Source organism: Tsukamurella sp. 1534 (assembly GCF_000312385.1).
In the GTDB taxonomy this organism is placed as follows: Bacteria; Actinomycetota; Actinomycetes; order Mycobacteriales; family Mycobacteriaceae; genus Tsukamurella.
In genome coordinates this window covers 1,954,513-1,966,633 of sequence record NZ_HE997626.1, presented here as the reverse complement: position 1 = coordinate 1,966,633, position 12,121 = coordinate 1,954,513, and the positions used below count along the sequence as shown (strand labels likewise).

Here is a 12,121-nt window from a genome sequence, read left to right as displayed (position 1 = left end):
CGCTACCGCGGCTTGGCGGTGGTCGGCGGCGCCTGGCCGTTCTCGTTCGGGTTCGTGCCGGCGCCGTGGTTCGGGTTGGTGCAGATGGTGCCCTGGTCCGGGCCGGTGCACGGCACGTCGTACTCGCTACCCTCCCCCGGCTGCTGCGTGGGCTTGACGGTGGTGACCGTCTTCGTGGGCGCGGGCGCGCCGCCGCCGGGGTGGTTCGCGTGGCCGCCGCCCGTCCGCGTCGCGGGCGGGGCGGTCACGCCGGTGGCGGGCGCGCCGGTCGACGGGGTCGCCGGCTGCGAGGCCGTCACCGAGAACGTGCTCTCCGAGGCCGGGGCCGGGGCCGGCTCGGACGAGTCGTCGCCACACGCGCTGAGAGCCAGCACGGCGCAGGCCACCGCACCCGCCGCTGCGATCTTCGATCCCATGGACACTCCGACACTCCTCTGCGTTCGGTGGTGCCCACCCGGGGCCGGGCGGGCCATTCCGACCGTATCAACGTATCGGCGTACGCCAATCCCCTTGCGCCGTCAGGACAACCCGCGGCGCACGGGACCTGCGATCGCACATCAGCCGCGGAGGAACTCCAGGATCTCCGGGGTGGGCTTGTCCACGATGTCGGCAACCTCGGGGTGCTTCGAGACGTACTTCGCCACGAGCGGGCACACGGGCACCACGCGCTTGCCGGCCGCGCGGGTGTCGGCCAGCGCATCGTGCACCAGCGTGGAGCTGAGCCCCCGCCCGGAGAACTTCTCGTCCAGCTCGGTGTGCGGGAAGATCCGCTGCTCACCGCGGTCCACGAACTGCGTGAAGCCGGCGAGCTCGCCGTTCACCGTGATGTCGTAGCGGCCTTCGGCGTCGTTGCGGACGACGGCCACGGTCTCGTTCTGATCGCTCACTGGGGACTCCTCTTCCGGGGCTTCAAACGGGTCGTGGGCAGCGGCGGCGCGGGCAGGTACTGCTCGTCCCGCCAGCCGTCCACACTCCCGAAACGTTCGGTCCGCGCTTCCCATTCCGCGCGGTACTCCACGATGTCCTCGTGGCTGCGGCCGACGAAGTTCCACCACATCACGATGTCCTCGCCGAAGGGCGTGCCGCCGAGCAGGATCACGCGAGCCGGCTCCTCGGTGGGGTTGTGCAGCCGGAGTCCGCCGTGGCCCGGCCCCATGTAGCCGAGATCGCCCCGGTTCAGGGAGACCCCGTCGAACAGGAGGCGCTCGGTATCGAGGAGCGCCCCGTGCTCGAACGCGGCGTCCACCTCGAGCGTCACCCGGGCCCCGGGCCGCAGGACGAGCTCCGCTCCGAGCAACGGGGTCGCGGTCGTGACGTCCGCATCGCTGCCGGCGAGGGAGCCGATGAACACCTTCACGGTGCCGCCCGGTCCACCGGAGCGCACGTCGGGCAGGTCCACGACGGGCGGCACGTAATGCTGGAAACCGTTGTGCGCATTACGTACGCGGTCCGGCAGGGCGAGCCACAGCTGCACGCCGTGCAGCCGCTCGGTGCGCGGCGTGGACACCTCGGAGTGGCTGATGCCGAAACCCGCCGACATCAGGTTGAGCTCGCCCGGCAGCACCGGCGCCTGGACGCCCGCGCTGTCGCGGTGCTCGATCTCGCCCTCGAACAGCCAGCTCACCGTCTGCAGGCCGGTGTGCGGGTGCGGCGGCACGTTCATGCCGCCGGTGGCCGAGACGTCGTCGGGGCCGTAGTGATCCGCGAAGCACCACGCGCCGATCATCGACCGCTCGTGGGTCGGGAGGGTGCGGCGCACCGTCATCGCGCGGGGGCCGCCGAGCGGGACCTCGCGGGCCTCGATCACCTCGACTCCGGAGCCGGGGGCCGAGGCCCCGCATTCGACCTCTTCCGGCTGACGGTCGGTGTTGCTCATGTTCGCTAGCCTAGTGCCATGCCAGGGCAGCGCGTCAGAATCGACAAGGCGTCCCCGGACGCGTACCGCACGCTCGTCGCCGTGTCCGCGGCGGTCGGCGACACGGCAGCGGCGGCAGGACTGAGCCGCGCCGTCGTCGAGCTGGTGAACCTGCGCTGCTCGCAGATCAACGGCTGCGCGTACTGCCTTTCGCTGCACCACGACGCGGGCATCAAGGCCGGTCTCACCGAACAGCAGATCGCCGTGCTGCCTGCGTGGCGGGACGCGCCGTCGCTGTTCGACGATCAGCAGCGCGCGGCCCTCGAGATCGCAGAGCTGGTGACCGAACTGCCCGACCACTTCGCCGCGGACGCCGGCTACGACTGCGCCACCGACGTCCTCGACACCGCGCAGACCTCGGCCGTCGTGTGGGCCGCGATCGCGATCAACTCCTTCAACCGCCTGTCCATCGTCAGCGGGTACGAGGTGCGCAAGCGCGGCTGATCCGGGTTCCGACGGTGCGCCGCGCACCGGCCGAACCTCCACCCCAGGACGGATGCCGGAGCCGGCGATCGGTGGTTGAGTGGGCGCATGACCGAACGGATCACGGAGTTCACGCGCGCGGGCCTGACGTTCCCGGTGGTCGACACCGGCCCCCTCGACGGGGACATCGTCGTTCTCCTGCACGGATTCCCGCAGACCGCGTCGTCGTGGGGCCCGACGGCGGAGCTGCTCAACGCGCAGGGCTTCCGCACCGTGGCGCCCACCCAACGCGGCTACTCGCACACCGCGAACCCGAAGAGCCGCTGGCAGTACCGCAGCTCGCAGCTGGTCGCCGACGTGGCCGAGCTGCTGCGCGTCACGGGGCCCGCGCACCTGGTGGGCCACGACTGGGGTGCATCCACCGCGTGGCTGGTCGCCGCGGAGCATCCCGGCCTGGTGCGCAGCCTCACCACGGTCTCCGTGCCGCATCCGTTCGCGTTCCTGCGCTCCTTCCTCCGGTCCACGCAGGCCCTGAAGTCGTACTACATGTATCTGTTCCAGATCCCCGTGCTCCCGGAGTTGCTCGCCCGGCGCTACCCCGGCGCGGTCTCCGAATTCCTGCGGAGGGGCGGCATGCCCGAAGAGGCCCGGCGGGCGACCCACGACGAGATCGTCGAGCCCGGACTGTTCGGGACCGCGCTGAACTGGTACCGCGGCATGCCGTTCGTGTCGGTGGCGGGCGGCGCACCGTCGCACGTGCAGTGCCCCACCACCCACATCTGGAGCGACCAGGACATCGCCCTGGTCCGCGCGGGCGCCGACCTCGCGGGCGAGTACGTGGACGCCCCCTACCGCCTCATCGTGCTCGAGGGCGTGAGCCACTGGATCCCGGACGAGCGGCCCGCCGAACTCGCCGAGGCGATCGTCGAGAACACCCGGCCGCGCTAGGCCGGGACGCGATCAGAGGATCCGCTGCATCAGAACGAGATCGAGCCACCGTCCGAACTTGATGCCCACCTGCGGCATCTGCCCCGTCACCCGGAATCCGAGCTTGCGGTGCAGCGCCACCGACGCGTGGTTCGACTCCTCGATCGCCGCCACCACCACGTGCACACCGGCGGCCTGGGCGCGCTCGATCAGCGCGCGCATGAGCGCCTCGGCGATGCCGCGGCGGTAGTAGCCGTCGGCGACGTACACCGAGTTCTCCACGGTGAGGCGGTAACCCGACTTCGCGCGGAACGGCCCGTACGAGGCGTAACCGCCGAGCTCACCGTCGACGATGGCGACGAGCACGGGGAATCCGCCGGCGCGACGCTCCGCGAGCCACGCCTCGCGCTCGGCGAGGTCGGACTTCTCCTCGCTCCAGATCGCCGTCGAGTTCTCCACGGCGTCGTTGTGGATCTCGAGGATCGCCGGCAGGTCGGCCGGCTGGGCGTCACGGATCTCCATACCCGCGATCGTATGCCCTCGCCCGGCGGCGGGCCCGGCCTAGTCGGCCACGATGCGCGGCAGCTCCGAGGCCTTCGACGTGAACTCCGGCGCCCGCTTCTCCAGGAACGCGGCCACGCCCTCCTTGCCGTCGCCGATCGACGTGTAGAACATGCCCAGCGAGTCGGCGAGGTGCGCCTCCAGCGGGGTCGCGACGCCCATGTTGCGGTAGATGAGCCGCTTGTTGATCGCCACGCCGACGGCGGAGCGGCCCTTGACCCAGGACCGGGCCAGCTCCTGCGCGGTGGAGACCAGATCCTCGGGCTCGTGCAGGCTCCGCACCAGCCCGCCCTCGTGCGCGGCCTCCGCCGTGAGGATGTCGGCCGAGTACACCCATTCCAGCGCCTGCGCGGGGCCCACGATCCGCGGCAGGAACCAGCTCGAGCACGCCTCCATGACGATGCCGAGCCGGCCGAACACGAAACCGATCCGCGCCCTGGTCGACGCGAGCCGGGTGTCCATCGCGAGTGTCATCGTGGCGCCGATGCCCACCGCGGGGCCGTTGATCGCGGCGATCACGGGCTTGGGCAGCGCGTGGATCGCCAGCGTCAGCTTGCCGCCGGTGTCGCGCACGCCGTCCTGGTACGGGGCCTCGTCGTAGGAGGCCGCGAACTCCTCGGGCGTGGGCGAGAGCGATTCGTCCAGGCCGAACACGTTGCCCTCGCCCGTCAGGTCCATCCCCGCGCAGAAGGCGCGGCCCGCCCCGGTGACGACCACCGCGCGGATGTCGTCGCCGTGGGCGTGCACCTCGAAGAACTCGGTCAGCTCCCGCGCCATGGTGACGCTGAACGCATTGAGCTGCTCCGGCCTGTCCAGCACCAGAGTGGCGACGCCGTCCTCGTCGATGCTCCAGCTGATGGTCTCGAAGGAATCCGTCATGCCGGCCACGATATGCTGTGAGCCGCCGGCCGTACGGCCGCACGCCTCCCTAGCTCAGTGGTAGAGCACCGCTCTTGTAAAGCGAAGGTCGTCGGTTCAATCCCGACGGGGGGCTCCACGATCCTGCATCAGCCGCTCGCCCCCGACGACATCGAGGGCGCGTGGGCGCCGGCCGAACGGGCGGCGGCGGAGGTGCTCGCGGCACTCCGCTGAGCCCGCGCACCGCGCCCGCAGCGCCCGCCTGCGGGATCGTCGACGAGACGGTTCGCGACAGTTGATCGACCGAGGTGAGAAGGCACTCCGATAGACCTGAATCACCCCGGGGTCTGGCACAGTAACGGCAGACGTTCCTTCGACGACTCCGTAACGACGCAACGACCCCGAGGAGGTGTGTACCCACGATGAAGCCGGATCTCCGCGACCGTCTCGCGAACGCAGTCCAGGTCCTGACGGGCCGCAAGGCGGCGACCGCGGATACCGCAGGCCTGCCGGTCCTGACACCGCTGCAGCCCATCGACCTCCGCGACGCCGAAGCGGTCGGCGAGGTCCTCGAGGTCGCCATGAAAGTCGGCGAGGTGCTCCTCGATTCGGGAACGGGCGCCGTGGACACCGAGGCGCAGGTGCGCTACGTCGCCGCGACGTACGGCATCGACGACGTGACGGTCACCGTGACCTACAACGCGATCACGGTGTCCGTGCAGCGCGGCCGCGGCCTCCCCCCGTCGACGTACATCCGCACCGTCAGCCACCGCTCGCTCGATTACACCCGGCTGTCCCAGGTGGACACCCTGGTGCGGCGCATCGGCCGCGGCCGGATCCGGCCCGATCAGGCGCTCACCGCGCTCGAATCGATCATGACCGCGGGGCACCCGTACTCGCGCCTCGTCGCGACCGGCGGCTGGGCCCTGATGTCCGGCGCGCTCACGCTGCTGCTGGGCGGCAGGCTCGGACTCGCCGCCGTCGCGTTCGTCACCACCGCGATCATCTACGTCGTCAACGTGCGCCTCGGCCAGCTCGGCCTGCCGTACTTCTTCCAGCAGGTGGTGGGCGGCTTCCTCGCGACGCTGCCCGCGGCGCTGATCTACAAGCTGTCCATCGGCTTCGGCTGGGACGTGGAGCCCTACCGGGTGATCGTCGCCGGGATCATCGTGCTGATGGCCGGGCTGTCGCTGGTCGGCGCGGTGCAGGACGCCATCACCGGGGCGCCGGTCACCGGCGCCGCCCGGTTCTTCGAGGTCATCGTGTTCACCGGCGGCGTGGTCGCCGGCGTCGGCATGGCCCTGCGGGTGGCCTCCCAGCTGGGCGCCACGCTGCCGCCGCTGCGCCAGGAGCCGTTCGACTACGCGCCCCTGCCGATCCTGGTGTCCACCGGGGGCATCGCCGCGGCCGCGTTCGCTCTCGCCGGATACGCGCAGGTGCGCGCCCTCATCGCGTCCTTCCTCGCGGGCTGCATGGGCGCGTTCGTCTCCGGCTCACTGCTCGACGCCGGCCTGGGCCCGATCGTCGGCTCCACCGTCGCCGCCACGACCGTCGGCCTCGCCGGTGGTCTCCTCGCCCGGCGTGCAGTGGTGCCTCCCCTGATCGTCGCCGTCGCGGGCATCACGCCGCTCGTCCCCGGCCTCGCGGTGTACCGCGGCCTGTCCGAGCTGATGGAGGGCCAGACCACCGCGGCGCTCACCAACATGGCCACCGCGCTCACCGTCGGGTGCGCGCTGGCCGCGGGCGTGACGCTCGGCGAGTGGGTGGCCCGCACCATCCGCCGCCCGCACATCAGCGGTATCCCGTTCCGCCGGGTCCGCGGGCAGATGGAACCCCGGGTAAACTGACAAGCGCTTACCAATCCCTAGTGAAGGTGCGTTCATGCCCCCGAAGACCACGGACATCAGCGAAGACGAACTGGAGCCCGTCGCGGACGAGACCGCGCACCAGGCGCAGCGAGTCGTCGCGGCCTACGCGGAGGACGCCGACGAGTGCCGGATGCTGCTGTCGATGCTGGGCATCGGCCCCAAGGAGGCCTAACCGGCGATGGCAGCTGCTGAGGGCGGGGACGGGCGTACCGATGGTCGTGATCCGGAACCGCGCTCCGCGGTGACGGCGCGCGCGAAGAAGGACTCCGCGAAGGGCGGCTCCGAGTTCGTCGTGGTGGCCAACCGGCTGCCCGTCGACGTCGAGCGCGCCCCGGACGGCACCCTCACCTGGAGGGAGGCACCGGGCGGCCTGGTGACGGCGCTCAAGCCGATCCTCAGTGCCCACAACGGCGCCTGGGTCGGCTGGCCCGGCGCCCCGGACGTCGGCGGCGAGCCGATCGACGGCGAGAACATGCTGCTCTGCCCCGTCAAGCTCAGCGCACAGGAGGTGCAGGAGCACTACGAGGGCTTCTCCAACGGCAGCCTCTGGCCGCTGTACCACGACGTGATCGTCAAACCCGAGTACCACCGCGAATGGTGGAACACCTACGTCGAGGTCAACCGCCGGTTCGCGGAGGAGACCGCCAAGATCGCCGCGCCCGACGCCACCGTCTGGGTGCAGGACTACCAGCTGCAGCTGGTCCCCAAGATGTTGCGGATGCTGCGGCCCGACGTGAAGATCGGGTTCTTCCTGCACATCCCGTTCCCGCCCGTCGAACTGTTCATGCAGATGCCGTGGCGGCGCGAGATCATCGAGGGCATCCTCGGCGCCGACCTCGTGGGCTTCCACCTCCCCGGCGGCGCGCAGAACTTCCTCTACCTGGCGAACCGGCTCGTCGGCTACCCCACCAGCAAAGGCACCATCGGCGTGCGCTCGCGGTTCGGCGTTGTCACCGTCGGGTTCCGGTCGGTCCGGGTGGGCGCGTTCCCCATCTCCATCGACTCCGCCGATCTCGCGGCCACCGCGAAGACCCCGGAGACCCGCAAGCGGGCCCGCGCGCTCCGCAAGGAACTCGGCTCACCCGAGAAGATCATGCTCGGCGTGGACCGGCTCGATTACACCAAGGGCATCGACGTGCGGCTGCGCGCGATCGGCGAGCTCTACGAGGAGGGCCGCCTCGATCCGGAGCGGCACGTGTTCGTGCAGCTGGCCACCCCGTCGCGCGAACGGGTCGAGTCCTACCGCACGATGCGCAGCGACATCGAGCGCATGGTGGGCCGCATCAACGGCGACTTCGGGCAGGTCGGCCATCCCGCGATCCACTACATCCACCGCCCGGTGCCGCGACGGGAGCTGCTGGCGTTCTTCGGGGCGGCCGACGTGATGCTGGTGACCCCGCTGCGCGACGGCATGAACCTGGTCGCCAAGGAGTACCTGGCCTGCCGCACCGATTCCTCCGGCGCGCTGGTGCTCAGCGAGTTCACCGGCGCCGCAGCCGAACTCCGCCAGGCCTATCAGTGCAACCCGCACGACCTCGAGGGCGTCAAGAACGCCATCGACGAGGCGGTGCACCAGGATCCCGAGGAGGGTAAGCGCCGTATCCGCGCGATGCGCCGCCAGGTGCTGCAGTACGACGTGGACCGCTGGGCCCGAACCTTCCTGCAGACGCTGTCCGGCCGGGTCGACGAGGCACCGCGCACGTGATCCCGGCCGACCTGCGGGCCGCGCTGGAGCTCTTCGCCGGGCTCCCCCGCGTGCTCGTCGCCACCGATTACGACGGGGTGACCGCGCCCATCGTGTCCGATCCCGCCGCGGCGCACCCGCTGCCGGGAACCGTGGAGGCCCTCGTCGCGCTCGCCGCGCTTCCCGGGGTGACCGTCGCCGTGGTGTCGGGGCGGGACCGCGCCACCCTGGACCGGCTGTCGGGCGTCGAGGAGCCGATCGTGACGGTCGGGAGCCACGGCGCCGAATGGGCCGAGGGTTTCGAATCCCCGCTCGACGCGGCGGCGCTCGCCCGGCGGGACGCCGTCCTCGCCGGGCTCGAGGAGATCGCCGCCCGCCACCCCGGCGCCGCGGTGGAGCGGAAGCCGCTGGGCGCGGCGCTGCACGTGCGGAACGTGGCGGACGCCGCGGACGCGGACGGCGCGCTGGAGCAGGCCCGACGGGGCCCCGCCTCGGTGCCGGGCGTGCACGCCACCGAGGGTAAGGCCGTACTGGAACTGACCGTCACCGACGCGTCGAAGGGCCGCGCCCTCACCCTGATCCGCGACCGCGTGGGCGCGCAGGCGGTGCTGTACCTGGGCGACGACGTGACCGACGAGAAGGCTTTCGCCGTACTCGAATCCGCCGGCGACGTGTCCGTCAAGGTGGGCGACGGCGAGACCGCCGCCCGCTTCCGCGTCCGCGGACCGGAGGACGCCCGCGCGGTGTTCGAGGACCTGGCCGCCCTGCGCGCCTGACCCGCGCGAACGCTGCGGACGACGGTTCAGGCCATCGGGGTCAGCGCGGCGGGATCGTCGACGGGGAGCGGCGCCGACGATGCGGCGGTCACCGCGAGCCGCTGCAGCCGGATGGATCCGCCGTGATTGTCGAGGAACGCGATATCGGCGGCGTCGCGGCCGGTCGCGATCCGCATCATCGTCTCCCGCGGCGCGAGGCCGGTACCGTCGAGCACGGACCAGCGCCCGTCGATCAGGACCTCCGCGACGGCGTGGAAGTCCATCGGGTCGCAGCCGGGGGCGTACACCGCCGTCATCCGCGCGGGCAGCTTCAGCGCCCGCAGCAGCGCGACGGTGAGGTGCGCGTAGTCCCGGCACACGCCCGCGGACGCGAGCAGGGTGTCCGAGGCGCCGTCCAGCGGCGTGCTCGCGCCCGGCCGGTAGTCGAGCCGCCCGGCCACGAAATCCCTGACCGCCAACGCCTTCTCGGCGTCCGTGCCACCCGGGAACTGGCGCCCCGCGTACCCGAAGAACCGGTCGACGTCCGCGTACCGCGACGGGCGCAGGTACACCGACCGCAGGTACTCGTCGACGGGCTCCGGCGACGCCGTGCCCGTGACCTGCGCCCGGTACTCCATCCGCGCCTCGCCCGGCGCCGCCTCCACGCGGTGCAGCCGGGAACCGTGCGGGCCCACGAGCTCCGTAACCGGTTGCGGCGCACCGTCGAGCGTGAACGACAGCTCCTCGCGCACCTCCAGCCCGGGAACCCGTGCCACCGCGATCTGGTACTCCAGCACCGTGGCCCCGTGCACCGTGCACGAGACCTCGGAGGACACGGACCGGACGATCGGTCCTAGTTCTTCTTGTTCAGTGCCGACATCGATTGCCACGTGGGCCAGTCTATGGTCCAGTCGAAGATGTCCCCGTCAGCCTCCGACAGCGGGATCGACGTGTTGGTCACCTCCACCGGGTCACCGATCATCGCGATCTGGAAGTACGACTGCGCATCCGACAGGGACAGGTTGATGCAGCCGTTGGTCACGTTCGACGCGCCCTGGTTCCCGACGGTCTGCGGATTGGCGTGGATGAACTCACCGTTGTTGGAGATCCGCACCGCGAACCGCTCACGCACGTTGAAGTACCCCGCCGCGGGGTTGGACATGAAGAAGTCCTCGTGCATCTCGCTCACCACGTGGATGCCGGAGCGGGTCACGTTGCGCGGCAGGTCGCCCTCGCCGTAGGAGCACGGCAGATCGAGCACCACCTGGGTCCCGCGCATCACCCGGATGCGGTGGGAGTCCGCGTCCGCCTTGACGATCTGCGCGCGGCCGATGCGGAACGCGCTCGTCACATCGGCGGCCCCGTACGCGCCGCCGCCGTGGTCCAGCCCGTACAGCTTGCCGTTCATCGACACCTTCGTGCCCGGCCGCCAGTACTCCTTGGGCCGCCAGTGCGCGCGCGAACCGTTGTCCTCCGGAAGCCAGGCCCAGGATCCCTCGGTGTGCGGCGTGGTGGTGACCTCGAGGGCCTTCTCGACGGCCTCCTTGTCCTCGACGGTGCCCGAGAACTTGAGGATCAGCGGCGCGCCGATCCCCACCTCGGCGTCGTCGGCCACGTTGATCACCACGGACAGCGTCTCGCCCGGGTCCACGACGGTCACCGCGTGGTCGAGGCTCGAGAACGTGCCCGCCTCACCGTCCGCGACGCCGGACCACTTGTAGGTGGCGCCGTAGCCCAGGGGCTCGGCGACGGTGTAGGTGGTGCCGTCGGGAGAGGCGTTGAGCTTGACCGGCTTCCCGGTGGCGGTGTTGGTCAGCGCCACCCCGGGCCGGAACCGCCCGCCGTTCGCCTGGACGGAGACCGTGGCCGCCGGTGCCGGCTTCTCGTCGCCCGACGGGGTGTAGGTGTACGTGGGCCCCTCGGCCTTCTGCGATCCGGGGAGGATCCCGCCGCCGCGGCCGCACGCGGCGGCGACGGCCGCCACCGAGGCGACGGTCGCACCGAGGAACGTGCGGCGCCCCAGGGGCGCCCGAAACATGTCGAACATCTAATGGATTCTACCGGTCGGGGCGGGCAGCTCCGTACCCACCAGAACGGGCTCGGGGCGCAGCTCCACCCCGAATCGGGCGAACACCCCATCCCGGACTTCCGCTGCCAGGGAGAGCAACTCGGCCGCGGTACCCGATCCGCGGTTGGTCAGGGCCAGGGTGTGTTTCGTGGACAGGGACACACCGGCGCGGCCGCCGGAGAAGCCCTTGGCGAAGCCCGCGCGCTCGATCAGCCAACCCGCGGACAGCTTCACCCCGTCGGGCGCGGGGTACTGCGGCGGGCCCTCCCCCGTGGCGGCGGTGATCGCCTCCACGACGGCCCCGGCCCGGTCCTGCGGCACCACGGGGTTGGTGAAGAAGGACCCCACGCTCCAGGTGTCGTGGTCCGCCGGATCGAGCACCATGCCCTTGCCGCGCCGCAGCGCCAGCACGTGCTCGCGGGCCGCGCGGGGGTCCACCGTCGCACCGGGATCCACGCCCAGGGCGCGCGCCAGCTCGCCGTACCGGATGGGCGCGCTGCCCTCCGCCGACAGCGCGAACCGCACCGCCAGCACCACGTCGGCCTGCGCGGTGGGGTCCGGGGTCTTCAGCCGCGAGGTGCGGTACCTCAGGCCCAGGGACTCCGGGGCCACCCACGCCGTCTCGCCCGTGGCCCGGTGGTAGAGCTGCACCGCGTCCAGCCAGGCCGACACCTCGACGCCGTAGGCGCCCACGTTCTGCACGGGCGTCGCGCCCGCGGAACCCGGGATCCCGGACAGGCACTCCAGCCCGCCGAGCCCCGCGTCGACGGTCGCCGCGACCACGTCGTCCCACGTCGCGCCCGCGGCGGCGGTCACCGTCGTCCCGTCGATCGCGACGTCGGCGCCGGTCAGGTGCACGACGGTGCCGGCGAACCCGTCGTCGGCGACCACCAGGTTGGAGCCGCCGCCCACGAGGAGCACCGGCTCGGACGCGGCGTCGCAGCGGGCGACGGCCTCGGCCACCTGCGCTGCGGTTCCGCAGCGCAGGTACCCGCGCGCAGGTCCGCCCAGGCGCAACGTGGTCAACTCCGATAGCAGTTCAGGCACCCCGCAACGGTAACG

The 12,121-nt window shown here is 71.6% G+C and carries 14 protein-coding genes and 1 tRNA gene; 7 read left to right on the top strand and 8 right to left on the bottom strand.

The annotated features are described in order from the left end of the window. Positions 1 to 2 precede the first annotated feature (2 nt). The 3 genes from BN39_RS22205 to BN39_RS09475 all read right to left on the bottom strand — a co-directional run bounded on the left by BN39_RS22205 (position 3) and on the right by BN39_RS09475 (position 1,876). Positions 3 to 416: a hypothetical protein gene (locus tag BN39_RS22205; RefSeq protein ID WP_019202154.1), complete on the bottom strand. Its 414-nt coding sequence runs from the start codon at positions 414 to 416 to the stop codon at positions 3 to 5. Positions 417 to 557: 141 nt separating this feature from the next. Continuing rightward, the gene (locus BN39_RS09480; protein WP_019202153.1) at positions 558 to 887 is read right to left on the bottom strand and encodes a GNAT family N-acetyltransferase; all 330 of its coding nucleotides are present in this window, start codon (positions 885 to 887) and stop codon (positions 558 to 560) included. Then, the gene (locus BN39_RS09475) at positions 884 to 1,876 is read right to left on the bottom strand and encodes a pirin family protein (RefSeq protein WP_019202152.1); all 993 of its coding nucleotides are present in this window, start codon (positions 1,874 to 1,876) and stop codon (positions 884 to 886) included. The genes BN39_RS09480 and BN39_RS09475 overlap by 4 nt, the downstream gene beginning before the upstream one ends. Before the next feature lie 18 nt (positions 1,877 to 1,894). Between BN39_RS09475 and BN39_RS09470 the strand changes: the two genes are divergently transcribed. Both BN39_RS09470 and BN39_RS09465 read left to right on the top strand, forming a co-directional pair. Further along, positions 1,895 to 2,359, top strand: coding sequence for a carboxymuconolactone decarboxylase family protein (locus BN39_RS09470; RefSeq protein ID WP_019202151.1), 465 nt, complete (start codon positions 1,895 to 1,897; stop codon positions 2,357 to 2,359). 87 nt (positions 2,360 to 2,446) lie between these two features. Then, complete coding sequence (locus BN39_RS09465) at positions 2,447 to 3,286, top strand: alpha/beta fold hydrolase (protein WP_019202150.1); 840 nt, start codon at positions 2,447 to 2,449, stop codon at positions 3,284 to 3,286. Positions 3,287 to 3,298: 12 nt separating this feature from the next. Here the strand turns inward: BN39_RS09465 and BN39_RS09460 are convergent, their stop codons facing one another. Together BN39_RS09460 and BN39_RS09455 are read right to left on the bottom strand one after the other, a co-directional pair. After that, positions 3,299 to 3,787, bottom strand: a complete 489-nt coding sequence (locus BN39_RS09460; RefSeq protein ID WP_019202149.1) for a GNAT family N-acetyltransferase — start codon at positions 3,785 to 3,787, stop codon at positions 3,299 to 3,301. Between the two features lie 39 nt (positions 3,788 to 3,826). Further along, entirely contained in the window at positions 3,827 to 4,705 is an 879-nt protein-coding gene (locus BN39_RS09455; RefSeq protein ID WP_019202148.1) for a crotonase/enoyl-CoA hydratase family protein, read from the bottom strand. 43 nt (positions 4,706 to 4,748) lie between these two features. On the opposite strand from BN39_RS09455, the gene BN39_RS09450 reads away from it, so the two are divergent. The 5 genes from BN39_RS09450 to otsB all read left to right on the top strand — a co-directional run bounded on the left by BN39_RS09450 (position 4,749) and on the right by otsB (position 9,012). After that, a tRNA-Thr gene (locus tag BN39_RS09450) sits at positions 4,749 to 4,823 on the top strand. A 283-nt stretch (positions 4,824 to 5,106) separates the two neighbouring features. Beyond that, entirely contained in the window at positions 5,107 to 6,531 is a 1,425-nt protein-coding gene (locus BN39_RS09445) for a threonine/serine exporter ThrE family protein (protein ID WP_019202147.1), read from the top strand. Positions 6,532 to 6,565: 34 nt separating this feature from the next. Beyond that, positions 6,566 to 6,724 (top strand): hypothetical protein, encoded by a 159-nt coding sequence (locus tag BN39_RS23670; RefSeq protein WP_019202146.1) that lies wholly within the window; start codon positions 6,566 to 6,568, stop codon positions 6,722 to 6,724. 69 nt (positions 6,725 to 6,793) lie between these two features. After that, entirely contained in the window at positions 6,794 to 8,257 is a 1,464-nt protein-coding gene (locus BN39_RS09440) for a trehalose-6-phosphate synthase (protein WP_019202145.1), read from the top strand. Beyond that, positions 8,254 to 9,012, top strand: coding sequence for a trehalose-phosphatase (gene otsB, locus BN39_RS09435; RefSeq protein ID WP_019202144.1), 759 nt, complete (start codon positions 8,254 to 8,256; stop codon positions 9,010 to 9,012). Before BN39_RS09440 ends, otsB begins: the two co-directional genes overlap by 4 nt. Before the next feature lie 26 nt (positions 9,013 to 9,038). Here the strand turns inward: otsB and BN39_RS09430 are convergent, their stop codons facing one another. The 3 genes from BN39_RS09430 to BN39_RS09420 are packed head-to-tail and all read right to left on the bottom strand — an operon-like array spanning position 9,039 to position 12,106. Beyond that, positions 9,039 to 9,827, bottom strand: coding sequence for a transglutaminase family protein (locus BN39_RS09430; RefSeq protein WP_019202143.1), 789 nt, complete (start codon positions 9,825 to 9,827; stop codon positions 9,039 to 9,041). Between the two features lie 17 nt (positions 9,828 to 9,844). Next, positions 9,845 to 11,038: an Ig-like domain-containing protein gene (locus BN39_RS09425; RefSeq protein WP_019202142.1), complete on the bottom strand. Its 1,194-nt coding sequence runs from the start codon at positions 11,036 to 11,038 to the stop codon at positions 9,845 to 9,847. After that, positions 11,039 to 12,106: a UDP-N-acetylmuramate dehydrogenase gene (locus tag BN39_RS09420; protein ID WP_040766104.1), complete on the bottom strand. Its 1,068-nt coding sequence runs from the start codon at positions 12,104 to 12,106 to the stop codon at positions 11,039 to 11,041. Between the last annotated feature and the right edge of the window lie 15 nt (positions 12,107 to 12,121).